Annotated in this window: 24 protein-coding genes; 11 read left to right on the top strand and 13 right to left on the bottom strand. The window is 35.6% G+C overall.

Annotation, left to right across the window (positions count from 1 at the left end):
- Positions 1 to 188: 188 nt before the first annotated feature.
- Together CUN60_RS06610 and CUN60_RS06605 are read left to right on the top strand one after the other, a co-directional pair.
- Positions 189 to 2801 carry a hypothetical protein gene (locus CUN60_RS06610; RefSeq protein WP_102951278.1) on the top strand — a complete coding sequence of 871 codons (2613 nt, stop codon included), beginning with the start codon at positions 189 to 191 and terminating at the stop codon, positions 2799 to 2801.
- A 163-nt stretch (positions 2802 to 2964) separates the two neighbouring features.
- Complete coding sequence (locus CUN60_RS06605) at positions 2965 to 3846, top strand: LysR family transcriptional regulator (protein WP_158649320.1); 882 nt, start codon at positions 2965 to 2967, stop codon at positions 3844 to 3846.
- A gap of 25 nt (positions 3847 to 3871) precedes the next feature.
- Here CUN60_RS06605 and CUN60_RS06600 read toward each other — a convergent pair whose 3' ends face one another.
- The 7 genes from CUN60_RS06600 to CUN60_RS06570 form a co-directional block, all read right to left on the bottom strand.
- Positions 3872 to 5050: a cation:proton antiporter domain-containing protein gene (locus CUN60_RS06600; RefSeq protein WP_102951276.1), complete on the bottom strand. Its 1179-nt coding sequence runs from the start codon at positions 5048 to 5050 to the stop codon at positions 3872 to 3874.
- Positions 5051 to 5176: 126 nt separating this feature from the next.
- The gene (locus tag CUN60_RS06595; protein ID WP_102951275.1) at positions 5177 to 5626 is read right to left on the bottom strand and encodes a single-stranded DNA-binding protein; all 450 of its coding nucleotides are present in this window, start codon (positions 5624 to 5626) and stop codon (positions 5177 to 5179) included.
- 33 nt (positions 5627 to 5659) lie between these two features.
- Positions 5660 to 6040, bottom strand: coding sequence for a fluoride efflux transporter CrcB (gene crcB / locus CUN60_RS06590; RefSeq protein ID WP_102951274.1), 381 nt, complete (start codon positions 6038 to 6040; stop codon positions 5660 to 5662).
- Positions 6041 to 6108: 68 nt separating this feature from the next.
- Complete coding sequence (locus tag CUN60_RS06585; protein ID WP_102951273.1) at positions 6109 to 7794, bottom strand: ABC transporter ATP-binding protein/permease; 1686 nt, start codon at positions 7792 to 7794, stop codon at positions 6109 to 6111.
- A 13-nt stretch (positions 7795 to 7807) separates the two neighbouring features.
- Positions 7808 to 9178: a DNA repair protein RadA gene (gene radA / locus CUN60_RS06580; RefSeq protein ID WP_102951272.1), complete on the bottom strand. Its 1371-nt coding sequence runs from the start codon at positions 9176 to 9178 to the stop codon at positions 7808 to 7810.
- Positions 9179 to 9712, bottom strand: a complete 534-nt coding sequence (locus CUN60_RS06575) for a DNA-3-methyladenine glycosylase (RefSeq protein ID WP_102951271.1) — start codon at positions 9710 to 9712, stop codon at positions 9179 to 9181.
- Between the two features lie 97 nt (positions 9713 to 9809).
- Positions 9810 to 10607 (bottom strand): helix-turn-helix transcriptional regulator, encoded by a 798-nt coding sequence (locus tag CUN60_RS06570; RefSeq protein ID WP_102951270.1) that lies wholly within the window; start codon positions 10605 to 10607, stop codon positions 9810 to 9812.
- Between the two features lie 363 nt (positions 10608 to 10970).
- On the opposite strand from CUN60_RS06570, the gene CUN60_RS06565 reads away from it, so the two are divergent.
- The 3 genes from CUN60_RS06565 to mnmC are packed head-to-tail and all read left to right on the top strand — an operon-like array spanning position 10971 to position 13980.
- Positions 10971 to 11591: a class I SAM-dependent methyltransferase gene (locus tag CUN60_RS06565; protein ID WP_158649319.1), complete on the top strand. Its 621-nt coding sequence runs from the start codon at positions 10971 to 10973 to the stop codon at positions 11589 to 11591.
- Positions 11576 to 12010 (top strand): ribonuclease HI, encoded by a 435-nt coding sequence (rnhA, locus tag CUN60_RS06560; protein ID WP_102951268.1) that lies wholly within the window; start codon positions 11576 to 11578, stop codon positions 12008 to 12010. The genes CUN60_RS06565 and rnhA overlap by 16 nt, the downstream gene beginning before the upstream one ends.
- Positions 12007 to 13980 (top strand): bifunctional tRNA (5-methylaminomethyl-2-thiouridine)(34)-methyltransferase MnmC2/FAD-dependent 5-carboxymethylaminomethyl-2-thiouridine(34) oxidoreductase MnmC1, encoded by a 1974-nt coding sequence (mnmC, locus tag CUN60_RS06555; protein WP_102951267.1) that lies wholly within the window; start codon positions 12007 to 12009, stop codon positions 13978 to 13980. The genes rnhA and mnmC overlap by 4 nt, the downstream gene beginning before the upstream one ends.
- Here mnmC and CUN60_RS06550 read toward each other — a convergent pair.
- From CUN60_RS06550 to CUN60_RS06540, 3 genes are read right to left on the bottom strand one after another with little or no spacing between them, the layout of a single operon-like run.
- Entirely contained in the window at positions 13973 to 15454 is a 1482-nt protein-coding gene (locus CUN60_RS06550; protein ID WP_102951266.1) for an efflux transporter outer membrane subunit, read from the bottom strand. The two genes, mnmC and CUN60_RS06550, sit on opposite strands and share 8 nt — an antisense overlap.
- 11 nt (positions 15455 to 15465) lie before the next feature.
- Complete coding sequence (locus CUN60_RS06545; RefSeq protein WP_102951265.1) at positions 15466 to 16431, bottom strand: HlyD family secretion protein; 966 nt, start codon at positions 16429 to 16431, stop codon at positions 15466 to 15468.
- Positions 16432 to 16488: 57 nt separating this feature from the next.
- A complete protein-coding gene (locus CUN60_RS06540) occupies positions 16489 to 17997 on the bottom strand; it encodes an MDR family MFS transporter (RefSeq protein ID WP_102951264.1) in 1509 nt (502 codons plus the stop codon).
- A gap of 184 nt (positions 17998 to 18181) precedes the next feature.
- Between CUN60_RS06540 and CUN60_RS06535 the strand changes: the two genes are divergently transcribed.
- From CUN60_RS06535 to CUN60_RS06510, 6 genes are all read left to right on the top strand, one after another.
- Positions 18182 to 18763 carry a chorismate mutase gene (locus CUN60_RS06535; RefSeq protein WP_102951263.1) on the top strand — a complete coding sequence of 194 codons (582 nt, stop codon included), beginning with the start codon at positions 18182 to 18184 and terminating at the stop codon, positions 18761 to 18763.
- 27 nt (positions 18764 to 18790) lie between these two features.
- The gene (locus CUN60_RS06530; protein WP_102951262.1) at positions 18791 to 20212 is read left to right on the top strand and encodes a circularly permuted type 2 ATP-grasp protein; all 1422 of its coding nucleotides are present in this window, start codon (positions 18791 to 18793) and stop codon (positions 20210 to 20212) included.
- Positions 20212 to 21126, top strand: a complete 915-nt coding sequence (locus CUN60_RS06525; RefSeq protein WP_102951261.1) for an alpha-E domain-containing protein — start codon at positions 20212 to 20214, stop codon at positions 21124 to 21126. The genes CUN60_RS06530 and CUN60_RS06525 overlap by 1 nt, the downstream gene beginning before the upstream one ends.
- Entirely contained in the window at positions 21123 to 21935 is an 813-nt protein-coding gene (locus CUN60_RS06520; protein ID WP_102951260.1) for a transglutaminase family protein, read from the top strand. The genes CUN60_RS06525 and CUN60_RS06520 overlap by 4 nt, the downstream gene beginning before the upstream one ends.
- Before the next feature lie 14 nt (positions 21936 to 21949).
- Positions 21950 to 22684 carry a proteasome-type protease gene (locus CUN60_RS06515; protein WP_102951259.1) on the top strand — a complete coding sequence of 245 codons (735 nt, stop codon included), beginning with the start codon at positions 21950 to 21952 and terminating at the stop codon, positions 22682 to 22684.
- 65 nt (positions 22685 to 22749) lie between these two features.
- Positions 22750 to 23346, top strand: a complete 597-nt coding sequence (locus CUN60_RS06510; protein WP_102951258.1) for a TetR/AcrR family transcriptional regulator — start codon at positions 22750 to 22752, stop codon at positions 23344 to 23346.
- 71 nt (positions 23347 to 23417) lie between these two features.
- Here the strand turns inward: CUN60_RS06510 and tyrS are convergent, their stop codons facing one another.
- Genes tyrS through gspN form a run of 3 tightly spaced genes read right to left on the bottom strand, consistent with a single transcriptional unit; the run spans position 23418 to position 26119 of the window.
- The gene (gene tyrS / locus CUN60_RS06505; RefSeq protein WP_102951257.1) at positions 23418 to 24614 is read right to left on the bottom strand and encodes a tyrosine--tRNA ligase; all 1197 of its coding nucleotides are present in this window, start codon (positions 24612 to 24614) and stop codon (positions 23418 to 23420) included.
- Between the two features lie 26 nt (positions 24615 to 24640).
- A complete protein-coding gene (rlmB, locus tag CUN60_RS06500; RefSeq protein WP_102951256.1) occupies positions 24641 to 25390 on the bottom strand; it encodes a 23S rRNA (guanosine(2251)-2'-O)-methyltransferase RlmB in 750 nt (249 codons plus the stop codon).
- A gap of 3 nt (positions 25391 to 25393) precedes the next feature.
- Positions 25394 to 26119 carry a type II secretion system protein N gene (gene gspN, locus CUN60_RS06495; RefSeq protein ID WP_102951255.1) on the bottom strand — a complete coding sequence of 242 codons (726 nt, stop codon included), beginning with the start codon at positions 26117 to 26119 and terminating at the stop codon, positions 25394 to 25396.
- Between the last annotated feature and the right edge of the window lie 136 nt (positions 26120 to 26255).

The raw sequence follows: 26255 nt of genomic DNA, 5'->3' as shown, positions 1-26255 counted from the left end.
ATAAATGCATAGCCACATTACCCTGTCAATACATAACTTCTATTCCGATTAGGAATTACTCTTATTCCAAAATGTGAGAGATTTTGGAATTCCATTTTCGTATAATTCGGTCTACAAGAACCTATTATGTTTGAATAGATCAAAAATATAGGCAAAACATAACAATATAATTTAAATGGAATAATTCAATGAAAAAAACTGTTAGCTTACTACTAGCCAGCATTTATCTTGCTGGTTGTAATAGTGGAACTACCCCACAAGAGCATACTAATAGCGGATTTACTAATCCAACGACACCACTTCAAAAAGCCCTTAATAAATCATTATTCGGTAATGAAACTAATATATCCTTAAATCTATATAATTCAATTTATCTCACTCCAACTAACTCCTATAATTATACTCTTGAAGACTTAAATGGCACAATTGTAAACTCAGGACAATTTACTTGTAAGGATACAGCTAATTGTCTTATTAGTATACCAGTAACCTCAAATCAAACCTACAGCCTGAGCATTCTTGACAAAGAAAACTCCTTTATTGGTGCGGTATCTTTTACAACCGTACCTGGTAATACTTATATGGAATTAAATATTGATGACATCTCAACAGGAAATTACCTGTCGCAAATAATGATGAATAAACTACAAAATCCGTTTACTATTGCCAATGTTGAGGCTAATTTATTTAGGGCTGTCATTAACTATAAACCAAATCTCACTGTAAATGAAATAGTTTATGCCTATTTTATTTATCTAACAAAAACTAAAGGACTTACAACCCTAGCGGCAATCAATCAGATAGCTACTGAATATCAGAATTGCGAAGCGGGAGAGTGCAAGCTAGAAAATGACTTTATAAAAGATGATAGCAGTATCAATAAGGTATTAAAGACAATAAGTGAAACCATAACAAACTATGCACAGAATAAAAATGATGCCCAACTATATGCCGCGTATCAATGGTTTAAACAAAGCCCGATTCCTACTGTTGTAACTAATGGCATCAATATAGCTAATCAATTTTTCCCTGGTGCTTCTGATGCCAAATTACAAACCCGATCAGGAGCAATTTTTCAGGCACTCGATAGTATTATAACCCCGTCCCTGTCAGGTTCCAAAGAAGCCTATGATAAGGCGCAGCTATTTGATAAAAATCTTGGTACTTTCTATACAAAATCTCCAGATTATCTACAAATGATAAATGAAGTTACAGGCAATATTTTAAGCTATCAGGTACTTAATGATTTTAATAAAGCCTATAGTAGAATTTATCAAGACTACAATCTGGCTAATGGACATTTAGTTATATTAAACGATGAAACCAAGAGATATGAATATCTACCAATTAGTGACTACATAAACCACTATAAAAAGCGTGGTATAAATTATGATTCTGATCTATTTAGCTGGATAATAAAAAACCGGGACTCTGATATTGGAATTTGGGATAGATCATCTGTTATTGAACGAGCAGATAGCATTGATCGGATTACAGCTAAAAATAATATTGATACAGTTGCTCTATCATATAAAAAGATTTTCTTTAAAGACGGAAACCCAAGTCCAGTCGATGGAGTTGATACGATTTCACCTCGAAAACTATACAATCAGGCTTTACTAATGGATTTACAAAAGTCCATTAATACATTACAATATTCAATGTATCTGGATAATTTAGCCTTACTTGTCCGTGATGGAATTGTTAGGGAAGACCCGATAGCAGCAGCAAACTTTAACCGAATGGAAATTATAGCCCAGATAAAAGGGAGTATTGATCTTACCAAGGGAGACTATGCTATTCATCAAATGCAGTTAAAAAATTATTATATGAATCTCTTAAATAATATACAACAGGCATACAAGCAGCAAATTTTACCGGAAAAACAGTACGTCCCAGAAAATGTGCTACAAACATTAGAGTTAGATGGCAATTGCAATATTAACTATAGTGATGGGCTAAATGTCTTGAAAGCAAAATGTCCATTATATTATGGTGAAAATAACCTAAGCAAGGTAAAATATATTGATACTACACTTGATCGTTCTAAACTAAAATGTTTGACAACTAATGCGGATGGTTCTGGAGGACTAATGGCAATTGCAGATGTAAGAAACATGTCAGGAAGACTTCAATGTTTAACAAATAATTATGTTAATTTTGATCTTGTAACCAATATCGGTATTCCGGCAAAAGGATATGAACAATCAAAAGGAAATTCATTGTTCACAGGTAAACCAAATTATATAATAAGATATAGTAAGGCAGAAGGTGCTAGAGACTTTTTGACAGATTATTTTTTAAAAAACAAAGTATTCTTTTATTTGAATGATTTTGATCTATATTATCAAAAAGGGCGAATTAACTACATGTATATACCATTACCGTACCTTGTAAATAGAAACGGACAGGATAGCTATCATATTGAGAGCGGCAATAGCATGATAAATAGGCCTGACATTTCAGTTCCGCCCTCAACCAAAGATGATATGTTAACAGTTAAAGATAAATATAACAATACAGTATTTAGCTATTTCAAAAAAAACAGCCCTGCAGAAATGAAATGGATATCCCAAGTTACCTGGGGAGGGTCAACATATATGCATTTCAATACGGGTATTTTTAGCCTATACTCTAACCAGATAGCAACTAAATATAATAATGGATTTTATCTGACGACTACTAATGGCGATTCAACCATAAAAGTAAAAATTGACTATGAAACAATTTATACTGAGTATCCGGAGAAAACAGGTGATGTATATACTATATTTATGCCAATGATGGAATTAGTTAATTAAGCATAACTAAAATAAAAGATTATTTCTTAAATATAGGTTTATGATAATATAAGTCTCGGATTTACCGTGAAGCCTTCATAAAAGTTTACAACAATATATATTATTGATAAACCTATATTTTCCATAATCTATAAACTTTACATAATTAATAAGGATGACTAGCATGGACTATTATACCTGTATTAAAAGCTTTCACATTCTAGTTCAGGAAGGAAATTTTGCTAAAGCAGCGGAATACCTAAAAGTCCAACAGTCCACAGTTAGCAAAAGAATTCAGTGGTTAGAACAGGAGGTTAATTTTAAATTGCTAGAAAGGACAACCCGAGAACTAGTTCTTACTGAAAAAGGCAAGCTTTTTCTGGAAGAAAGTAAAGAACTAATTACTCGCTGGTATAATCTATTAAAATCTTTAGACGGAGAAGCAAATATAGGTAGTGGATCAATTTATATGGCAGCTTCTTCAGCAATAGCTGATTTTACAATTACAGATACGGTACATAAATTTTTACAAAAGTATCCTACCATTTGCATAAATTATTCGGTAAGAAATGAGTTTTTAAACCTTTCAAAAGAAAGTCTGGATCTCTACATTACCAACCTATATATACCAACTAGCAAATTGATTATTCGTGAAGAACTAATTGCCATGAATGCTCAAATAGTTGCGACTCCTGAGTTTCTAGCTAGAAACAAGATACCAGAAACACTTATAGACTTAGGAAAATACAATTGTATCAGCCACCAACACGCAAAAGACCCATCTATCTGGAGATTTACAAATGGTGATTCAATAAAAATACAAAGTAATCTCTCACATAACAATTTTGGTAACATAATTAAGGCAGTCAAAGCAAATCTTGGTTTTGCATTAATACCTACCCTATATATTCAAAAAGAACTATTAAATGGGGAGTTATGCATCATTTTGCCTGATCATGTATCTCATGAATTTAAAATTTATGCATATTATATCGCCTCGAAACACAGGAAAGATGTGGTTTCAATGTTTCTTAATTTTTTACGGCAACAACTATCTATCATTTAAAGATTCTCTTGCAGAAAAACTCCAGTTATTTATTTCTACCTGCAATTAGACTGGCACTCATAGCAATACTGGTAAATATAACCATCAGAAAAATCACCCCACCATCAAAGCCAGAATATTTTAAGCTATCAGGAATTTGGAAAAATAACAATACGGTAATTAACCCACGAGGTGCGATAAAAGTAGCAAATTTGATATTTTTAACTCTAAAAATAAAAAAACTTATGTATCGGATAGCATAAACAATTACCAGCATCCCCGCGACAATTGAAAGTGCTTTTAAACTAAATAGCATCTCGAGATTGATAGAAAACCCAAATAAAATAAAGAAAAACGTCCGGATTATGAAAGCAAATTCACCAGTAAGATTTTGCATATCTGCAAGTTCATTTTGCATATCTCTTTTTCTGAAAAGATAGCGATATTTAGTTTTACTAAATATAAGTGGCATATTATTTAGCATCAAGCCAAAAACCAAAATAAGAATCAGTGCTGACATATGGAAATGCTTGGCTAATCCATAGATAAATATCAAAATTGCAAGGATAAAAACATGTTGATGATCACGCTTACTGTGATTTAATATCAACGCTAACGGTATTGAGATAATTGCTGATAGAATTAGAATTCCAGCAAATGACAGCGAAAATTCTCCAAAACTTAGCCAATTACCCGGTTCAACATTGGTAAAGAAATTAAATACCAAAATTCCAACGATATCAGAAAAAATTGATTCAAAAACCAGAAATTCCTTTAATTCAGGTGAAAGCCCGCTGATACTGGGAATAACTATTGCACTACTAATAATAGCAATTGGAGTGGCATAAATCATGGCACTTCGATAACTGATTGGATAGATATAATGAATAAATACCCCAACTACTATACTAATTAGTAAAATTGATAACGTTGCACTTATTAGCGCAACTAATACTTTCTGATAATTATGTCCAGCAATTTTAAGATCAAGAACAGCCTCTAGAACAATTGTTATAAGCCCAAGAGTCCCAAATAATGCTAGAGCATTAGCATTTGGAGAATGATAAACACCTGTGATTTCAGCAATAAATTTAAGTAAAATCCCTGTTACAATCAATAATATAACCGAAGGAATCTGAAATTTCTCAAGCAAATAATTATAAAAAAAGGAGCAAATCACTAATAAACTTAAAATCATCAATATCGTATCTAAACTCAAACTCATCTACCAATTAACTTTCTAAAAGCATAAATTTAACTTATCGTCTATTTCAAGGTTTGGCTACCTAACCTTGTCTACTTCGCAATAAAAAACCCGCAGTTTTGCGGGATTTCATCATTAAGAAAAAGATTAAAATGGAATATCATCTGATTTTAATGATGGACCTGGTGCATTAAAACCCGGTGATTTTTCTTGTACGCCCGGCGCATTAAATCCTGCTGGCTCAGATGGCGCAGAGTCATAATTATTATCCATGCCAGTATCATCACCACGTTCATTAGATAGAAATTCTACATTATTAGCATAAACCCTAAGCGTAGCCACAGCATTACCTTCTTTATTAATATAAGCACTGGCAGCAGGAGTACCTTCAATCAGTAACTTCTTACCTTTCCGAACATAAGTTTGTACTAATTCGGCGGTTTTTCCATTACAGCTAATTTCAAGCCAGTCAGTTTTTTGATTTGCTTTTGAGCCAGTATTAACCGCGAGTGAGAAAGTTACAAACATTGCACCACTAGCATCATATCTTGACTCTGGATCACGACCAACATTTCCGGTTACGATTATTTTTTTCATGATAATTCCTTAAAATTTGTATTGTAAAGTAATTCAAATTAACTTCTGGGCACTGATATAACCAGCCCATGCCAATAATATTCCACCAATAGTGCTAACTAAAACATTAGTAAATGCATAAGCTATTTTACCATCTTGAAAAAGTCTTAATGTCTCTATTGAAAAAGATGAAAAAGTAGTATAACCACCAAGTATTCCAACTAACATAAAGGCAATCAAATAAGGTGCAAGGTTAGTATAGCGCTGAGTTATCAGTACAAATAAAAACCCCATAATAAATGAACCACTAAGATTAATTACTAATGTACCATAAGGGAAATTACGCCCAGTAACGCTATATACCAAACTTCCCAAGACAAACCTGAGTACACCGCCAATTCCGGCACCAAAGAATACTAACATAATTTCACGCATAAGACAATAATTCCTATAAAAATATTACATTTAATGGCATTATTTTACCTTATTTGCTCCTTGTGCCCCTATAGATTAATTACCTGATTATGAAATTGTGTAAGGCTACTTTTATGTCCAATGCTTATTATTAAGGAATTAGGCAATGCCTTATTTAAAAGCAAATAAAGTTCTGCCTCGCTTCTTTCATCTAAAGAAGAGGTTACTTCATCAAGATAGACTATGTCTGGGCGATTAATTATTATTCTGGCAAAAATAAGCTTTTGCTGTTCACCAAGTGATAAATGATTTCCCCAATCATGAATCAGATAGAGTTGTGGAACCAGACTTGCAAGCTTACATTCAATTAAAATCTCACTGACTTCATTATCACTTGGCAAATTATGTGCCTTTGGGTAGCATATTGCTTCTTTAAGATTTACTTTAGGCAAATATGGTTTCTGACTGATAAAAAGGCTCTTTAATCCGGGTTTATAATAAATATTACCACTGGTATATGGCCATAAACGATTAAGAGTTCTTAATAAGGTTGATTTCCCAATTCCCGGATTCCCCTGAATCAATACCCTATCACCACTATCCGCTTGCATGGAAAAATGCTCAATAAGGACACGTTTATCCGGTGTCTCAATCTGTAAATCATCTATTTTCAGGTAATAGTCTTGATTATGATTAATTTCGACCATCTGGGTAGCATTAATTTCAGCTATCATTTTATTAAAACCATGCAGCCGATTCATTATTGAACGTAAATTAGCAATATCAGAATAGATATAAATAAAATATGCAATTGAATACTCAACCCGCATAAAAGCCGAATTAATCTGCATCATATCGCCAAGAGTAATCTGCTTACTAAAATAACGCCCAGCAGAAATAATAGTTGGCATAATAGTTGATAACTGCCCATAGCCATAACTAAACAGGTTTATTTTTAAGTTACGCCTAACACTTGCCATAAAATTATCAACAATATTGTCAAAATCGCGAGTAACAACCTTATGTTCAACTTCTTCACCACTATATGAAGCCACCTGTTCGGCATATTCACGAACTCGTACTAGATTATAACGGAAATCAGCTTCATATTTTTGCTGTTGATAGTTGATTTTAATCAGTGGATTACCAATTTTGAAAGTAATATAGGTACCAATAATGGCATATAAAATTGACATCCAGACCATATATCCCGGAACGTAAAACTGATGATTAAATAAGGTAAATTTGAAACTCCCGGAAAATTTCCAGAGTATAACCACAAAAGAGCCTAAGGTAAGGCAAGAGTGAAAAAAATCGATAAATAAACGCAAAGTTAGCTGGATAAATTGGTGAATGTCTTCACTAATTCGTTGATCTGGATTATCCTGTGACTCTGCAAAAAAACGCCCATGATAATAGGCTTTACTTTGAAACCATTGCTGTAAATAATGATTAGTCAACCATTTGCGCCAGTTAATTTCAAGTATTGAACTAAAGTAATAGCCAATAATCATGACAAAAACATAGAGGCTCATGATAAATGAACCTTTTACTAAGGCATGCAGAAACCCAACCTTGTCATAATTCTGAATTGTATTATAAAATTGTCCGTTCCATTCATTGAGCCAAACTGCGATATATACCGAAATAATGCTGTTTGCAAGAATTAGAAACAACCAGAATAAACCCCTCTTTTTTTCAGAGCTTTGCCAGTAAGGCTTTACTAATGACCAGACTTCTTTAACCCAAGCCAAACGTTTAATCGACCATTGCATAAATTATACCCATTTAATGAAAGCAATAATTAACCACCTGTACCAAATTATCTACCGGAATTATCTCTACCCCTTTGTATGTTTCCTTTGGTTGATTTGCTTTAGGCACAATAATTCTTACAAATCCGAGTTTTACCGCTTCTTTAATTCGATCCTGTCCTTTTTGTACCGTACGAATCTCTCCCGATAAACCAACTTCACCACAAACAGCAATCTTTTCTGCTAGTGGCTTATTTTTGAATGAAGATATAATCGAAAGTATAACCGCCAAATCAAGCGCGGGTTCGGTGATTTTTAACCCACCAACAATATTTAGAAAAATATCCTGATCATACAGCTGGATTCCTAGGTGACGCTGCATAATAGCAATTAACATCGAAAGACGATAACCATCCATCCCTACTGCCAAGCGCTTAGCTGGCATCATATGTGATTGATCAACCAAAGCTTGTACTTCAACCAGTAAGGGGCGAGTTCCTTCTTCACTAATTAAAATACAGCTCCCGGGTATATCATGGCGATAGGAAGAAAGAAATAATGCAGAAGGATTATTTACTTCCCGTAAGCCCTTATCGGTCATGGCAAAAATACCAAGCTCGTTTACCGCTCCAAAACGGTTTTTGACACTACGCAACATCCGAAAATTTGAATGCTGTTCACCTTCAAAATAAAGTACAGTATCAACAATATGCTCCAATACCCGAGGTCCGGCAATCGCGCCATCTTTCGTTACATGCCCAACCAAAATTACAATTATTTGACGACTTTTTGCTAATCTTGTCAAAATACTGGAACACTCACGTACCTGAGCAACCGAGCCCGGCGCTGATTGCAGCATATCAGAATATACAGTCTGAATGGAGTCAATAACAACCACATCAGGTTTTTCAAGATCGATTTGCGGTGTAATTGATTCAAGTCTTATTTCTGACATTAAGCGTAAATTAGGATAACTTGGAATCTCAAGCCGCTTGGCACGTAACGCCACCTGCTGGACTGATTCCTCACCAGTTATATAGAGTACTTTATTATCTTTAGCAATAAATGCCAAAGTCTGCAATAATAGAGTCGATTTTCCAATTCCCGGATCACCACCCAATAAAATTACTGAGCCACGTGCCAAACCACCACCAAGAACCCGATCAAGCTCATCAATATTGGTTGCCTTGCGTTCAACATCTTCTGCACTTATCTGATCCAAATTAACTACTATTGACGACTGGTTTAATGCATTAAAGCGATTACTATTCGCTGTTGCTTTTACTGGCTCATCGATTGTCTCAACAAGACTATTCCAAGCACCACAACCATTACATTTACCCTGCCATTTGCTATGTTTTTCACCACACTCACTACATTCAAAGATAAATTTTGTCTTTGCCATCTATTTGTCCCTAATTTTATCTGTAAATATAAATCGCCACGGTTTTAACGCACATTCACCTGCATAATCAACGCCAACACGCGGTGTAGCGATAATACTACCCTTATCATGAAGAAAACCATCATCCTCAATCCATAAGCCTGAGCGATAATCAGCAATAGCTCCATTCAATGTTTTATCAATTTGTAATTGCTTGGTAACCCTGCCCGGCCCGCTTATATTAGTTACTCCACGAATCAATATTGCTGAAGGAAAATCTTTTTCACCTGTCACAATATTAAGAAGCCAATGAATCCCATAACAAAGATATACATACCAAATCCCACCTTCCTGATACATAATCTGATTGCGCTCTGTTTTACCAAATCTTGCATGGCAGGCTTTATCATCTTCACCATGATAAGCTTCGGTTTCAGTAATTCTATGCCTACTAATTAGCCCATTCTTTAGTGTCCTAACTAGCATCTTCCCCAAAATATCCTGCGCTAGAAAAACCGTATCACTATTGCTAAAATAACGTTTATCCAAAATCATATATTTTATTAAACTAAATAATCCAAAATTGTAACTTACCCTCAAGTAAAATTACTTTGCTTTATTCAAAAACCCAAATATCGACAGTTAAAAATTTCTATAATTCCGATTCGACAATCATCTCAGATAAATCATGATTCAGAATAATCAAAGATGGACGCCACAATGACTGTGGTATATTTTTATACATTCCAGCATTGATTGCTGCTTCCATCAATAGCTTGGTATTAGCACCAGCAATATTAAATTTTGGGCACAGTTGATTGGAAACTACCGCTGCTATTGTTCCTCGTGAAATATTTAGAATCTGTGCAATTTGATCCTGTGTTGCACCGTTACTTAATAGAAATAATATTTCCAGCTCACGGTTTGTAAATTTCCCTTTTATGTCTGTCTGATTGCCACCATTTGGATCACTAATATGTCCCTGGAATCTTAACACATAGCTTTGAATTGAATAAGATTGTATCGCAACAACAGTCCCATCTGGATGTAACAATGGAGTATAGGTAGTTATATAATTAATGAACTGTTCATTATAGGGAAGCATATCAATAAATTGAACCACCCTACAACTTTCAAATACTATTTTCTGCAAAGTAATAAGCTTACGCGCATATTGCTCAATGTCATTTTGAAGTACTGAAAAATAAGCTTTTTTGAAAATTTTGCTAATAGCTTCCTTATCGCTAAAATTCAAAAATGAAAAACCACGTAAATCTTCCCAAGTGTTTAACCCAACTGATTGCGCCGATTTATTAGTACATATTTCAATTTGATGGCGTTGATTAATGATTAAGGAATATATATCTTTATCAATAATTTTTTTAAAGTTGGCAATTATGTGATTCTGCAAATAATCAGCATAATCATTATCTATGTCAGTAGACTGCATTGTAAATACTCACAAATACTCTAGCTAGCTATTATAATTGAGAATACACCAAAGAAAGATACTAAAATTGGTAGCTAGCAATTGATGCTAATTAGGAAGTCTGTTTATGATAACTAATTGTATGATATTTGTTCAAACCAAAGTTTACAACAGCTTCAGTTTTATTCAATAGCAGAAATGATATAATATCCCTCTTGATAATTAAACTTAATTGGTAACCCAGCAATGCCTCAATCGCAAAAGAAACAAAAGCACTTTTCCAACCAAATGGGGTCAGCTCTAAATTACGACTGCCATCAATTACAGCATTGGCTTTTGCATACTCCAATGGGTAGAGAGATACTACGTAAGGAACGATTTTTTTTGCATAATAATGTCCCAGGTATCTTTGGCTTGAACTCACTACAAATAGGCTTAGGAGAAATTAATCTTCTACAGGGAAATAAAATTCCAAATCATTATACAATCAACATAGATATAAAAGCTGACTTAAGATTTATCCCTCTTGCAACGAATAGTATTGATCTCATTGTCTGCCCACATGTTCTTGAATTTACCAATAACTATCATCATGTCCTACAGGAGTTTCATAGAATACTTTCCCCACAGGGAAAATTAATTATTACCGCATTTAATCGCTATAGCTGGTTTGGACTTTTCAAATCAAAAATAGACATATTAAAAAAGGCTAGATTAATAAAACTTGGTCAATTAAAAGATCAATTACAAACGCTAAACTTTCATCTTGAAGGTGGTAAATTCTTCAGTTATACCCCTCCATTTAAAGAGGCTAGAAAAATTCACAAATATCGCTGGATGAATAAAGTCGGCGATCGCTGGTTTCCTACTCTAGCAAATAGTTTTACAATTATTGCTAGCAAAGAAGTAATTACACCAACGCTAATCAAGCGAATGGACCGCGAAGCCTTCAAAATCCCTGAAACGGCTAATCTAGGCACTGCAAAAATATGCAACAAAAATTAATCATTTATACTGACGGCGCATGTAAAGGAAACCCAGGAATAGGTGGCTGGGGGGCAATACTTTTTTATGGCGAACATAAGAAAGAACTGTATGGTTATGCTAGTGATACAACAAATAACAGGATGGAATTAACTGCGGTAATCGAAGCACTAAAAGCTTTAAATCGAAGCTGTGAAATAGAGATTTATACAGACTCTCAGTATGTAAAACGTGGTATAACGGAGTGGATACACGGCTGGCTACGCAAAAACTGGAAAGATGTAAAAAACCCAGACCTATGGCAAGAATTGCTCAAACAAACTAAAGCACACACTATAAGCTGGCATTGGGTTCGTGGACATAATGGCGATATAAATAATGAACGAGCGGACGAGTTAGCCAACCTAGCAATAACAGAGGCAGGATCATCAGGCTCATGACATATTATGCAGAAATAAGTTGGAAAAATGATATCCCTATTTCCCAAAAATTTGGTGATGTATATTTTTCGAAGGCATCTGGGTTCGAAGAAACTAGATATGTTTTCCATAAACATAACTACCTAGAAGAGCGTTTTGCCAAATTAAGCGAAAATGAGGCTTTTACAATAGGAGAGACTGGGTTTGGTAGCGGGCTTAATTTTCTCGCAACACTACAGCTCTGGCAAGAAAAGGCTATAAATAATGCCAAGCTTCATTATATAAGTATCGAAAAATACCCGCTAAAGCCAAAAGATCTGGCGATAATCTTATCATATTTCCCTGAACTTAAATCTATCTCTATGGATTTAATAAATCAATACTACCTGCCATTACCAGCGATGCACCGGATTAGCTTTGCCCATAATGTCGAATTAACCCTAATTATTGATGATATAAAAGATGCACTGCCCAAAATAAATAGCAAAGTTGATGCTTGGTTTCTTGATGGATTTAGCCCAGCAAAAAACGCTGATATGTGGAACGAAGAAATTTTTCACCAGTTATCGCGACTAAGTACCCAAACAACAACTTATGCAACTTTCACATCTAGCTCACTAGTGAGAAAGGCTCTTATCGCAGCAGATTTTTCCGTCAATAAAACCAAAGGATTTGCCTTCAAACGCGAAATGATTTATGGAAAATATTTAGATTCAGGCACGCCTCCAAAATTAGATCAACCTTCATCCAAAAGACTAAAAACGTGGTTAAGTAGACCAGTTACGCAAACCACTACAAAGCATGCAATTATTATTGGTGCCGGGATTAGTGGAGCAGCTACAGCCTATAGCCTCGCTAAACGAGGTTACCAAGTAACGGTATATGAAAAAAATGCAGAAGCAGCAATGGAAGCCAGTGGTAATCATCAGGGTATGCTCTATGGCAGTTGGTCAGCATTTCCTTCGCCGATGATGGAATTAAGTTATGCTGGTTATCGCTATAGTCATGCATTAATCAAAAAGGTCTTGCAGGCAAATAAAGATTATGCAGAATGCGGTCTTATCCAGCTAGGATATAATGAAGAACAAGTAAAACGTCAGCAACAATTACTCAAAGCTTCATTACCGGATGACTTTATTAATGCAGTAGATGCAAAGGAAATTGAGGCACTAATTGGTCAAAGTTTTTGTTCTAATTTAGACGGAATATATTTTCGCTCTGGGATGTGGCTAAAACCAGCTAGATTGGTTAAATCACTATTAGACCATCCATTAATTACACTAAAATTAAACTCCGCAATTAGCTCTATCGATTTTATTGAGAACAAATGGCACATATACAATGATATCAATCAGATAGATAGTAGCCCTATTCTGATACTTGCAAATGCACATGCAGTTAATAATTTTAAACAGACCAGACATTTGCCACTAAGAAAAATTCGCGGACAAATAAGTTTAGTTAACGAAAAACATTCGGTTACTAGTGTGGTATGTGGTGATGGTTACCTTACCCCCGCAATAGATGGGAAATATACGATTGGAGCAAGCTTCATTTTTGAAGATGAATCCCTTGAAATTAGGGAGTCGGAGCATCATGAAAATATCAACAAATTTCGCACACTTCTTCCTAAGCTGATTAGCCAGATAAAAATTGATGAATTAAATGGACAAGTTAATTTCAGAACTAGCCCACATGACTATTTACCACTTCTGGGACCAGTTGCAAATTTTGAAACTTTCAAAGAAGTATATGCTAGGCTCGCAATAGACAGGAAAGCAAGGATTACTACCCCATGCCCCTACCTACCCAATCTTTTTATAAATGTCGGACACGGAGCCAAGGGGATACTTACCGCACCAATTTGCGGTGAGATACTAGCTGATTACATAGATAATACACCAATACCCTGTAGTGAAGAATTAAGGCAGGCGATTCATCCCAATCGCCTATACGCAAAATTAGTTTATACAGAATCACCTACTAGTTAATATCGTGATCGTCATTGAACTTCTTGATGGTAGTCAAACTGCTTTCATAGTTATAGCCACCACCAAGAACCTGATACAAATTAACAATACTATTTAGCTGCTGGATTTTTAACTGATTTAACCCAGCTTTAGTATAATCAATATTAAGTTTGAAACCAACTGTATTTGCTAGACTAATTGCGCCATTTTTATACTGTTTCTGTCCTATTGCATACATATTTTGGGCTTTCTGATAACCAGCCTCTTGAATTTTATACTGTTTGGTAAGGCTATCGTGTTTAGATAAACCATTATCAACCTGAGAAAATGCATTTCTCACTGTTTGGATATAATTATAGTATGCTGCATAATAGCCACCTTTAGCCTTATCTACATCAGCATATAATCCAAGATTAAATACTGGCATTGCCGCACCAAGAGCACCAAACCAGAAGTCGCCGCCAGCATTAAATAGATTACTCAATTGCATTGTCATTTGCCCCACATTTCCGGTCAAAGAAATTGTTGGAAAAAACTGGGAAGTAACAGCACCTATATTAGCATTATTAACTTGCAACTGATATTCAGCAACTGCAATATCAGGACGTGATTTTAATACCTCGGAAGGTAAATTAACCGGGATTATCCCATCAGTATTTATATTATCAAAGGTATTTCCCATCTGGATTTTACCAGGATTATTATTGGTTAAAACCTGAAGGGCATTTTCTGTTTGGGTAATACTATCTTCTATTTCAGGTATTTTAGCTTCAAGACTTGAAATAAATTGATCAAGACCTTCAAGATTTAACTGACCAATGCTACCTTTACGATACTGAATCTGGTTATACTTACGCAGGTCTCTTGCATCTGCAAGCATTTGCTGCTGTAATTCAAGCTGTTTATGCAAACCCAGAAGTGTAAAATAACTATTTGCCACCTGACTTATTACAGCAAGGCGCATCGCATTCACTGACTGTTTCTGCAAAGCAACATTTAATTTAGCAATCTCCCCCTGCTTGATAAGACTAAATACATTCAAGGTATAACTTGGCATAGCTCCAAAAGCATAGCCATCAAAATTCTGAGGATTATTCTGACTTACAGAATTCAAAAGTGGATAACTACTGTTATTTTGAAAGCCGGGGTTAAAATACTGACCCGCAAATCCAGTTCCACCTATGCTTAGCGTTGGCACCCATCCCATCTGGGCTTTTTTCAACGAAGCCTGTGCTTGGAGTAAATTACCCATTGCTACCTGAAGATTATTATTATGAACTAAAGCACTTTCAATTAACCTATTTAGCTGAGAATCATTAAATTTTTGCCACCAAGCCATATCTGGCATACTTTCAATTGACTGAGCTGTATTCCCATCTCTAGCACTCCATGCTTGCGGTGCATTTAACTGTGGCTCATGATAATCTGGTCCTAAAAGTGCACATGACGAGAGAATAATCGAGCTACTGATTAGAGCTATCTGTTTAAGTTTCATATTAATTCTCGCTATTTACTAACAGTATCAACTGTCACTTCACTACTTGCACCAACTCGCAATGGATATTTAGAATCATCAGCAAGTTTGACCCTTACAGTAAAACGTTGGGTAACCTTTACCCAGTTGCCAGTGGCGTTTTGAGCAGGTAATAAAGAAAAAGTATTACCGCTTGCCCGACTAATACTATCTACAACTCCAGTATATTCGTGATCATACATATCAAGCTTAATCATAGCTTTCTGTCCAGGCTTGATTCTTGCTAGCTGAGTTTCTTTGTAATTAACATCTACCCACCAGCTACTATCATCAACCAGCCCAAACAACATCTGACCTGGCTGTACTAATTGTCCTGGAATCAGATTAAGATTAGTTACGTAGCCATCAGCACTAGCCCTTACCTGAGTATAACCGCTATTATTCTGTGCATTAGCTAATTCAACCTTAGCTACATCAATTTGTGTTTTAGCTGCAGCATACTGGGAGTTAGCTTGCGCCAAAGCGACTTTTGCCTGATCCATAGCCTGTTTAGCTTGAGTTGCCTGATTTACATACTTTTGCATATCCTGTAAGGATCCAGCATTTTCTTTGTATAGCGCAGTATAGCGCGTTGCCATATCTGAAGCAAATTTATAATCTGACTTAGCCGATGTCAAAGTAGCCTCAGCGTTGGCTATTTGCTGCTTCACTGTATCTGCCTGCTGCTGCACCAGTATCAGATTTTGGTTAGATTTATCTACCTGTAGGGAGTAATCTTGTGGATCAATATCGACCAAAAGATCTCCTTTATGAACCACCTGATTATTTTTCACATAAACATTACGAACAAAACCACCAACTTTTGGCGAGATATTAATAAGGTTTGCATTAACATAAGCATTATCCGTACTGGGATAATTTATCGTATACCGATAATAACCATAGATAGCAGCAAAGGTAACAACAATAATTCCGCCGCCAATTAAAGCTTTTTTCATTTACTTGTCCTCATATATAAGTTTGCATTTATAGTTATAAAACTCTTCAAATTTAATTTAGTGCCCCATATGTGGTTTAGCATTCGGGTCCGGGCGCTTCAAAAATAAGGGCATCCAGCATAGCGCGATTAGTATAATCCCTGTCAGATAAAACATATCTAAATATGATTGTAATACGGCTGCCTGACGAACAAGAAGTGCACTAACCTGAATTTTTGTGTCAGAACTAGATAAGCCAATCAGACTTTGCGACCAGTAGCGAAACCCAGTAGCATATTCTGATACCTTAGATGAAAGATCATTCCAAACAACTTGCTGATTGCGTGCGATCATAGTTGCTGCAACAGCAGCGCCGATTGAACTCGAAAAATTACGAGCAAAATTGAATACTCCAGAACAATCACCACTTTCTGCATCAGGAACACCTATATAAGCAATAGACATCAGAAGTACAAAAACACCAATCATACCAAACCCCTGAAGTATTACCAATGTCAAAATCAAAGCATAACTGGGTAATGGACTCATAAAACTCATGGCAAGCGAAGATGCCCCTGTCAAAATCATGGCAAAAATCATCAGAATTCTAGCATCAATTTTTTTACTAAGCCCCATATATATCGGAGCACCAATGATAGCAGCGACTCCACGCGGAGCCTGTAAATAACCTGCTGTATCAACAGGCATCCCATAAACATTTTGTAACATTGCCGAAAAATAAGTTAGCCCGCCAGATAAAAGCGAGAAAAACGCAAACATAACAAAACATGAAAACACAAAATTAAAATTTGTAAATACCCTGAAATTTACTACACAGGAACCTAGTAAACCACGCCAGATAAAAAAACCAATAAATATAATTGCCAAAGCAAGAAAACAGATCATTTCAAAGGACTCAAACCAGTTATTGGTATTACCTTCATCAACAAAATATTCAAGGCAACCAATACCAATTGCCATAAACGCAAAACTAATATAATCAATCTTGATATCTTTTGTAACCACTTTATCCATAAAAATACTGATAAGTGCAAATCCAGCAATACAAATTGGTACATTTACATAAAATATCCAACGCCAATTCATATTCTGAACAATATAACCGCCCATAACTGGGCCAATGATAGGACCAAGAACAATACAGATTGTAATTACCGACATTATTTTAGGCTGTTCCTGCTCAGTATAATTCTCAACAACATAAGCCTGAGCAAGTGCAGGTAAAAATGCACCACCAATTCCTTGTATAAGCCGATAAATTATCATCTGGTGCAGGCTTGTAGCAGTTCCACACAATACTGACGAAATACCAAAGATTAAAATTGACATTAAAGCAACATTTCTTGTGCCATACTTAGTTGTCATCAAACCAGTTAGAGGGATACATATTGCAGCAGCTACAATATAACTTGTCATTGTTAGCGAGATGTCATTAATATTAGCTTCAAGTGCCCCCATCAGATCAGGAATAGCAACGGAAACGATAGTAAGATCAATAATCTCAGCCAATGCCAGCAGACTTAATGCATAGGCAACAATAGTTCGGCGTTCTGTCCACATACTCATACTAAATCAACTTTTAAACTAACAACGTTAATAAACTAGATTTTAAAACAAACGTTTGTTTTTTGTCAAATAATTATCAAATTTATATAAACACAATACCGACTATAGCTTATAATTGATGTTCACAGATTAAAAAAAATAAGTTTTTATTTTCAACCAGAACTACAATTTTCAGGATAATTAAATGTTATCAAAATGTTACAAAAAAACCACTAAGTTTATAGCTATTACTCTACTAGCCTTTAGCGCAAATTCCTATGCAGCACAATGTAACACCAAATCCCTTGATTCCATGTTTAGCCTTATGGCACAGCGTAACTCATTAATGATGGGTGTTGCAGCATACAAATATGTTAAAAAATCTGGGGTGTATGACGCAAAACAAGAGCTCAGTGTACTACAAAATAGCCTAAATATAGCAGATAGGTATCAGTTAAATGCAGATAAATTAATGGTTTTCATCCAAATTCAGATGGATATTTCAAAACAAATCCAAACTCAATTAATTGAGCATTGGAAAACTGTGCCAGCCGATGCCCCTGACCCGGCAATTACCCCAGACTTAACTACACTTCGCAGTCAGATAGCCGCAATTGATGCTAAGCTGTACCCACAAATTTCAAGCAATATTACCAATCTGAAACAGTGTAGTCAAGATACCATCTTGAAGCGATACACCAAAGCAATGCAAGATATAAAAGGTATTCCAGCTGACCCGGACTATAATTTGATTGTAATTGCAGCACTTAAAAACATCAGTAAATAATTAACATCTTTTTTTGGGGATTAGATCATGTTTGATGAGATTTTTAATAGTAGTGGTGATGCACGAGCTCACTATGTTCCCTACCTAGACTGGCTTAATAGCCACCCATCAGGCTACCTGAATGGAAAAATGGCTGAAGCTGATTTGTTATTCCGTAGAATTGGGATAACTTTTGCTGTATATGGTGAAGAACAAGGTACGGAACGATTAATTCCATCAGATCCGGTTCCAAGAATTATTGATACTAAAGAATGGGCTTTTCTAGAAAAAGGACTTGAACAACGGGTGCAAGCGCTTAATATGTTTCTTGACGATGTCTATCATGAAGGTAGAATTCTTAAAGAAAATGTAATTCCAGCCGAAAAAATCTATAATAACGCCCAGTTTCAGGCATGCATGGTAAACCATGATTTACCGCATAAAGTTTATTCTCATATTTGTGGAGTAGATTTAATACGTCATAGTGATGGTAACTATTACGTTCTAGAAGATAATCTAAGAGTTCCAAGCGGCGTTTCTTACATGCTACAAAATCGCAGAATGAGTCAGCGCCTATTTCCCGAACTCTTTAAAAACTATAATGTAGCACCTGTGGATCATTATCCACTATTGTTACAAACTACATTAAAAGAATGTGCATTTAGTGAAAATCCGACTATCGCAGTGCTAACACCTGGACCATATAATAGCGCTTATTATGAACATGCATTTTTAGCCAAAGAGATGGGCTGTGAATTGGTTGAAGGACGAGATTTATTTGTAAGAGACAATCGAGTCTGGATGCGAACAATTTATGGTCCCAAGCAAGTTGATATCTTATACCGTCGTGTTGATGATGCTTTCCTTGATCCATTGGCACTCAATCCAAACTCACAATTGGGCGTTCCTGGATTAATTGAAGTATATCGTTCAGGAGGGGTTGCGATTGCAAATGCTCTAGGTACTGGAGTCGCAGATGATAAATCAATTTACCCATATGTACCGCAAATGATTAAATTTTATCTTGATCAGGAGCCGATTTTACAAAATGTACCAACCAGAATTTTGAGTAATCCTGAAGACCTAGCTTATACCCTTGATAATTTGGATAAACTGGTAGTTAAAGAAGTTCATGGTGCCGGGGGCTATGGAATGCTAGTTGGACCTGCAAGCACTAAAGCTGAGCGAGAAGAGTTTGCAAAAATTCTCAAGACAAAACCTGATGGCTATATTTCCCAGCCAACATTAAGTCTTTCTACATGTGGGATCTGGCTTGATGAAGACCTAAAACCACGCCACATAGATTTGCGACCATTTGTACTATCCGGTTCAAAAACCAGAATCACGCCAGGAGGCTTAACCCGAGTCGCGCTAACTGAAGGCTCTTTGGTTGTAAATAGCTCTCAGGGTGGAGGAACTAAAGATACATGGATACTAAATGATATTAATCAAGCTAAGGAGGTTTTCTGATGTTAAGCCGTACCGCATCAAATTTATTCTGGTTAACACGTTACCTTGAACGAGCTGAATCTACCATCCGTTTATTAGACGCATGCTTTCAGCCGGGACTACCATTTGAAGGTGATATTAATCAGCTTTATTCTTTACCGTTACAAATACAGACCGCAGATGCTGATTTTAGAGCACAACACCCTAATGATCAGAATGACCTAAATATAGGTAAAGTTAGTAATTTTCTACTTAATGGGAATACTAACTCATCAGTTAGATTCTGTCTTGAAGCTGCACGCGAAAATGCCAGATCAGAACGTAGCCGTCTAAGTACTGAATTATGGGAAGCAATTAATCAAACTTGGCTTGAATTCCAGAAAACCCAGCATCTTCCATTAAAAGCAGTCAAAGAATGGTTACAACAATCACTATTCCTAATACAGGGAACTATCGATGTTACCATGCCAGAAACACTAAGTTACCGCTTCCTGAAACTGGGTACCTATCTTGAACGTTCGGATCAAACCTTACGAGTACTGGAAGCGCAAACAAAATTACAAGATATTGGTAACTACTCTGAATATTATACCTGGAATATGTTATTAAAAGCGGTAAGCTCATTTGAGGCATATCAGGAAACATTCATGGAAGTACCTTCTCAACAAAGAGTATTTAAATTTTTGTTATTTAATCGCAGCATTCCAAGAAGTTTACGTTACTGCAACGAAAGAATTCACACCATAGCTGATATAATTGGGGGTGATAAACGCAGGAATGTTATGCGTGTCAGTTCCCAGCTGCTTACAAAACTTCGTTATGACCAGCTGGAAGACATTGAAACGGCAACACCTGCAGAATATATCAAACAACTACAGAATGACGTATTAAAACTGGCTATTGCCATCCAGGAAGGATATTTTGTCACGGTATGATTTTGACGATTAAGCACACGACCAATTATAGCTATAGTGAACCTTTACGCGAAAGTATTCAATTATTGAGGCTGACTCCCTTCAATCACCACCGCCAAAGTATCATTGAATGGCATCTGGAAACCCCAGGTGCCCTTATTCCATTTGTTGACTGGTTTAATAATAAAAGCCACCTTTTAAACATTAACCGCCAAATCAATCTAATTGAAATAATCGCTTCAGGAAAAGTTGAGGTTGATAAAGACAAGCCCAATCCGGAAAAAGGAACTTTACCACTTGAATACTACCTTAATCATACAGAACTATCAAATTTACACTCAGGAATGATAGAGCTTAGCAATCAGATTAAATTAAGGTACCAATATTGTAATACTACCGATCTAGGTACAAAAGTATCAATGCTTGACTACTTATCAGCACAAATACTGGAGATTGTTCCATATACTAGAGGTGTTACACACTCTGCAAATACAGCCAGTGAAGCATTCATCCTTGGTGGAGGCGTTTGTCAGGATCACACACATATTTTTATTGCTTGCTGTAGGCTAATGAAATTCCCAGCCCGCTATGTAAGCGGATACCTATATACAACTGATGAAAGCCACACAGCAAGCCATGCATGGGCTGAGGTCTGGCTCAATAATGCTTGGTATAGCTTTGATATAAGTAACCAATGCCGAGCTGGTGAACATCATATTGAAATGGCTTATGGGCTTGATTATCTTGATGCTGGTCCAATTCGGGGTTGCAGAATTGGCGGCGGGAGCGAGCAAATTACTGTATCGTCATTAGTAAGTAATAATCAATAGAGGAAAAATTAATAATGACTTATTGTTTAGCAATGAAACTTGAATCTGGTCTGGTATTTGCTTCGGATAGCCGAACTAATGCCGGAATTGATAATATTTCTTTATTTTGCAAAACCCATATATTTTCACTGCCAGGAGTAATGGAAATTGTGGTATTGAATTCAGGTAATCTGGCAACAACACAAGAAATAATCTCCACTTTAAAACAAGATATTGAAAATAAGCAGGAAGGAAACTTATATACACTGGAATCAATGTTTGACGTAGCCAAAACAATTGGAAATTTAACCCGAAAAATTATTGAACGTCATACAAGGAGAGATAGTGGTACTGACTTTAGTTGCTCTTTACTCGTAGGTGGACAAATAAAAGGTGAAGTACAAAAATTATTTATGATCTATCCTGCTGGTAACTTTATCGAAGCAACACCTGAAACACCATTTTTTCAGATTGGAGAATTAAAGTACGGCAAGCCAATGCTTGATCGAACCATACACCATAACACATCGGTTGAAGATGCCATCAAGTGTGCTATTGTTTCCTTTGATGCAACAATGCGTTCCAATCTATCTGTTGGACTCCCGATAAAGATCAGCTACTTGCCAGATACAAAAACAGGAGAAAACATACCCTCAGTTCTCAGTTACACTATAGAAGAAGATGATGAAACACTTAATCGTATCCGGAAACAATGGAAAGAAGGATTAAGAAATGTCTTTAAAAGTATTGAGGCACCAAAATGGTGGTAAACCTGTCTTTCCAGATATGTGTGTTATAATAACTAGAAAATTTTACAGGCAGTACACAATAAATTATGGATAGCACATACAATAAACTGATTGATACAGGAATAAAACTCTTTGGCGAATATGGTTATGACACTGTATCGGTTCGTGATATCGTAAATGACTCTGGCGTTAACCTTTCAGCCATATCCTATCATTTTGGTGGCAAAGCAGAGCTTTATAAAGCTGTAGTTGTATTTCTGGTAGATGAGGTTGAACAATTATTAAATGAACTTAATGCTGACGCTTTTGTCTTATTAGATTCAACTCAAATGGAAATAAGACTACGTGAAATCATCTGGGCGTTTCACCAAATGTTTCTTTCAAGAAATGGACAAAGTCGCCTAAAAATCTTTGTCCGTGAAACAACATCTCCCGATCAGAATTTTTCACATCAGTATTTTACTAATATGGTAAATAATGTCAGGGACTTTTTCTATAAAATTCTTGGCATTTACTATTCGTCACGCAATGAACCTACGGAAAAAATTGATTTTGTGATTTGCGTATTGATGAATATGTTAAAAAATATTCCCCAGCAACAGAATTTGCCGTTACGCTGCCCGATAGACTTTGATGATCTCTTTGAGCGAATGATAAATCTTATTCTCTATAGCCGTATCTAAAGTAGGTGTGTTCCAGCAAAACTATATATTTATCAACAAAATAAGATTTATCACCAATAATTAAGTCAAATTCAAATTAAATTAATTCTGGCAAATTTCCTCTTGCCAACCTGAACGACAAAGTTACTACCTTTAGCTAACTGATAATTTTTATCACTAATTTTTTCGCCATCAATTTTAACTCCGCCCTGCTCTATCATTCTCATGCCTTCGCTACTTGAAGCAACTAATCCAGCCTGCTTTAATAACACACCAATAGTAATACTATCGGCTTCAAGAGCTAGTTCCTGCGTAGGTAGATCTTCAGGGATCTCATTACGCTTAAATTTAGTCTCAAAATCAGCTAAAGCAGCATTTGCCGCCTCTTCATCATGGAATCTAGCGACTAACTCCATTGCTAGTTTAACTTTTACGTTCCGTGGATTTTCGCCATTATTCACTGCAAGTTTAAGCTCACTAATTTCCTCTGGAGATTTTAATGATACCAAATCAAAATAGCGCCACATTAAATCATCGGAAACGCTCATGATTTTACCAAAGATTTCAGTAGCCGATTCTGCAATACCAATATAATTACCTAGGGATTTAGACATTTTATTAATACCATCAAGCCCTTCAAGTAGCGGCATCATTAAAACCACTTGGGATGGCTGATTATTCTGCTTTTGTAACTCACGCCCCATTAATAGATTAAACTTCTGATCAGTACCACCTAATTCAATATCAGCTTTCATCGCAACTGAATCGTAGCCCTGTAGTAATGGATACATAAATTCATGGATAGAAATAGACTGATTATTTTTAAAGCGTTTTGAGAAATCATCGCGTTCAAGCATTCTAGCAACCGTCTGACTGGCTGCAAGCTTTAGCATTCCAGCAGCTCCAAGCTCTGCTAGCCAAGTAGAATTAAAGCAGATTTCGGTTTTCTGTGGATCAAGAATCTTAAATACTTGTTTGGTATAAGTCTCAGCATTTATTTTAATCTGCTCTGGAGTTAATGGCGGGCGGGTAGCATTTTTACCAGTAGGATCACCGATCATTCCAGTAAAGTCGCCAATAAGGAACATAATATGATGCCCTAAATCTTGTAACTGACGCATTTTGGTAAGTAATACAGTATGTCCAAGATGTAAATCAGGAGCAGTAGGATCAAAACCAGCTTTTACTCTTAATGGACGGTTTTGCTTTAATTTTTCAATAAGTTCATTTTCAAGCAATAACTCTTCGACACCTTTTTTTATTATCGTTAACTGTTGATTAATATCCATAATTACAAACTATTACCCTAATTAAATTAATTTTTATTCTTTATGTATTTTGTGTATGACAAAACGACACCTGCCGCAACTGAAACATTCAGTGATTGAGTATTCCCTTCCATCGGAATACTAACCAAATAATCGCAGTTTTCAGCAACCAATCGCCGAATACCTTTATCTTCACTCCCCATGACCCAAACAATTTTTTTATCTGGAGTAAAATCAAATAACTCAACCGAGTTTTCAGCTAAGGTAGTCCCAGCAATCCAGTAATCATGTTCTTTTAATTCTTCCAATGTCCTCGCCAAATTATTTACTACAATTACTGGTACATAATTGACCGCACCTGCTGAAGTTTTAGCTACAGTAGCATTAACACTAGCCGAATTATCTTTGGGAACAATTACCGCATCAACGCCAAAACAGTCGCAAGTGCGAATTATTGCTCCAAGATTATGCGGATCAGTAATACCATCTAGAACAATAACTATAGAAGACTCATTGACTGATTTCTCTTTGAGAAAATCTTTAAAGCTAAGCTGTGGCAAAAATGAAGACTTATTTGCTACCATAGCAACTATGCCCTGATGGTTCACACCAGGTGCTTTTTTATCAAGAATATTTTTGCTAATATATTCGTATTTGATGCTAGCCTGATCTAATAACTCAACAAGCTGAATTACTCGTTTATCCTGTCTATGGTTATCAATATAAACAATCTCAATTTGCTCGGGATTATTTTTTAACAATGCTTCGACGCTATGAAGTCCAAAAATAAAATTCATAGACTAAAATACTTTAAATTGATATGAACCATCTGCCTGAGGTATTCCAAGCATGGTCATAAATTGTAATAATTGTTCTTTTTTATCTTCTTTAACTCTGGAACTCAACATTAAGCCATTAGCACTACCAGAGCCACTTATAGTGATAACTGAATCAGGATTACTATCAATATTAATACCAAGATTTGAAAGATCAAGTACAACATGATAGCTACCGATCGGATTAACTGGTGCCATTCCTGAAGCAACATTATCAAGTTTAATATCGATATTACCCTGCATTTTGTTAGATATTGTCAATTTATTTGCGGTCAAATGAACATTACCGGAAAGACTCAAACTATTTAAATTTTCAACAAGTGGAGTTATCTGATCTAGTGATAATGAAAGATTAACGTTATCAACCAACAAACCTGTTTTTGTCAATGCTGCATTTGCTATTGTCTGATTAGAAGAGGAAAAATTGATATCTATCAGCTTAGTTAGTCCGAGTCTAATTTTCCAGCCAATTACAATTAATGGAACTGCTGTTTTCCCTTCCCTATCAATTGCAATCAACATTGCTTTACCATTCCAAAAGGTTCCTTGTTCATTAATTGTATCCAATTTATGTTTGGAATACTTATAAACTAAGGTGCCAACCATCCATGCTGGCATATTTATGACAATACTACCAAGAAAAGCAAAAGCAAAAACACAAATCAGCAATATTTTTTGCCATTTTTTCATCTATAACTCTACTTTAATAATCTGTTTCTATTTATTTTTATTAAATTTTTAATTTACATTAAAATACCCCATTCCAGTATGGGGATTTATTCAATTAGTTTTATAGCTATAATTATATCATTTAGTACCAATAGCT

This window comes from Aquella oligotrophica (assembly GCF_002892535.1).
Lineage (GTDB): Bacteria > Pseudomonadota > Gammaproteobacteria > Burkholderiales > UBA11063 > Aquella > Aquella oligotrophica.
This window is presented reverse-complemented; position numbering and strand designations above follow the sequence as displayed.

What these genes read in the sequence shown, in the direction of transcription:
- CUN60_RS06575 (WP_102951271.1), bottom strand. Translation starts at nt 9,712, where the DNA reads ATGATTTTGGATAAACGTTATTTTAGCAATAGTGATACGGTTTTTCTA.
- CUN60_RS06585 (WP_102951273.1), bottom strand. Translation starts at nt 7,794, where the DNA reads ATGCAATGGTCGATTAAACGTTTGGCTTGGGTTAAAGAAGTCTGGTCA.
- CUN60_RS06610 (WP_102951278.1), top strand. Translation starts at nt 189, where the DNA reads ATGAAAAAAACTGTTAGCTTACTACTAGCCAGCATTTATCTTGCTGGT.
- CUN60_RS06510 (WP_102951258.1), top strand. Translation starts at nt 22,750, where the DNA reads ATGGATAGCACATACAATAAACTGATTGATACAGGAATAAAACTCTTT.
- CUN60_RS06535 (WP_102951263.1), top strand. Translation starts at nt 18,182, where the DNA reads ATGTTATCAAAATGTTACAAAAAAACCACTAAGTTTATAGCTATTACT.
- CUN60_RS06570 (WP_102951270.1), bottom strand. Translation starts at nt 10,607, where the DNA reads ATGCAGTCTACTGACATAGATAATGATTATGCTGATTATTTGCAGAAT.
- CUN60_RS06520 (WP_102951260.1), top strand. Translation starts at nt 21,123, where the DNA reads ATGATTTTGACGATTAAGCACACGACCAATTATAGCTATAGTGAACCT.
- CUN60_RS06530 (WP_102951262.1), top strand. Translation starts at nt 18,791, where the DNA reads ATGTTTGATGAGATTTTTAATAGTAGTGGTGATGCACGAGCTCACTAT.
- CUN60_RS06515 (WP_102951259.1), top strand. Translation starts at nt 21,950, where the DNA reads ATGACTTATTGTTTAGCAATGAAACTTGAATCTGGTCTGGTATTTGCT.
- CUN60_RS06550 (WP_102951266.1), bottom strand. Translation starts at nt 15,454, where the DNA reads ATGAAACTTAAACAGATAGCTCTAATCAGTAGCTCGATTATTCTCTCG.
- rlmB (WP_102951256.1), bottom strand. Translation starts at nt 25,390, where the DNA reads ATGAATTTTATTTTTGGACTTCATAGCGTCGAAGCATTGTTAAAAAAT.
- radA (WP_102951272.1), bottom strand. Translation starts at nt 9,178, where the DNA reads ATGGCAAAGACAAAATTTATCTTTGAATGTAGTGAGTGTGGTGAAAAA.
- gspN (WP_102951255.1), bottom strand. Translation starts at nt 26,119, where the DNA reads ATGAAAAAATGGCAAAAAATATTGCTGATTTGTGTTTTTGCTTTTGCT.
- tyrS (WP_102951257.1), bottom strand. Translation starts at nt 24,614, where the DNA reads ATGGATATTAATCAACAGTTAACGATAATAAAAAAAGGTGTCGAAGAG.
- mnmC (WP_102951267.1), top strand. Translation starts at nt 12,007, where the DNA reads ATGACATATTATGCAGAAATAAGTTGGAAAAATGATATCCCTATTTCC.
- CUN60_RS06525 (WP_102951261.1), top strand. Translation starts at nt 20,212, where the DNA reads ATGTTAAGCCGTACCGCATCAAATTTATTCTGGTTAACACGTTACCTT.
- CUN60_RS06545 (WP_102951265.1), bottom strand. Translation starts at nt 16,431, where the DNA reads ATGAAAAAAGCTTTAATTGGCGGCGGAATTATTGTTGTTACCTTTGCT.
- CUN60_RS06600 (WP_102951276.1), bottom strand. Translation starts at nt 5,050, where the DNA reads ATGAGTTTGAGTTTAGATACGATATTGATGATTTTAAGTTTATTAGTG.
- rnhA (WP_102951268.1), top strand. Translation starts at nt 11,576, where the DNA reads ATGCAACAAAAATTAATCATTTATACTGACGGCGCATGTAAAGGAAAC.
- CUN60_RS06540 (WP_102951264.1), bottom strand. Translation starts at nt 17,997, where the DNA reads ATGAGTATGTGGACAGAACGCCGAACTATTGTTGCCTATGCATTAAGT.
- CUN60_RS06605 (WP_158649320.1), top strand. Translation starts at nt 2,965, where the DNA reads ATGGACTATTATACCTGTATTAAAAGCTTTCACATTCTAGTTCAGGAA.
- crcB (WP_102951274.1), bottom strand. Translation starts at nt 6,040, where the DNA reads ATGCGTGAAATTATGTTAGTATTCTTTGGTGCCGGAATTGGCGGTGTA.
- CUN60_RS06595 (WP_102951275.1), bottom strand. Translation starts at nt 5,626, where the DNA reads ATGAAAAAAATAATCGTAACCGGAAATGTTGGTCGTGATCCAGAGTCA.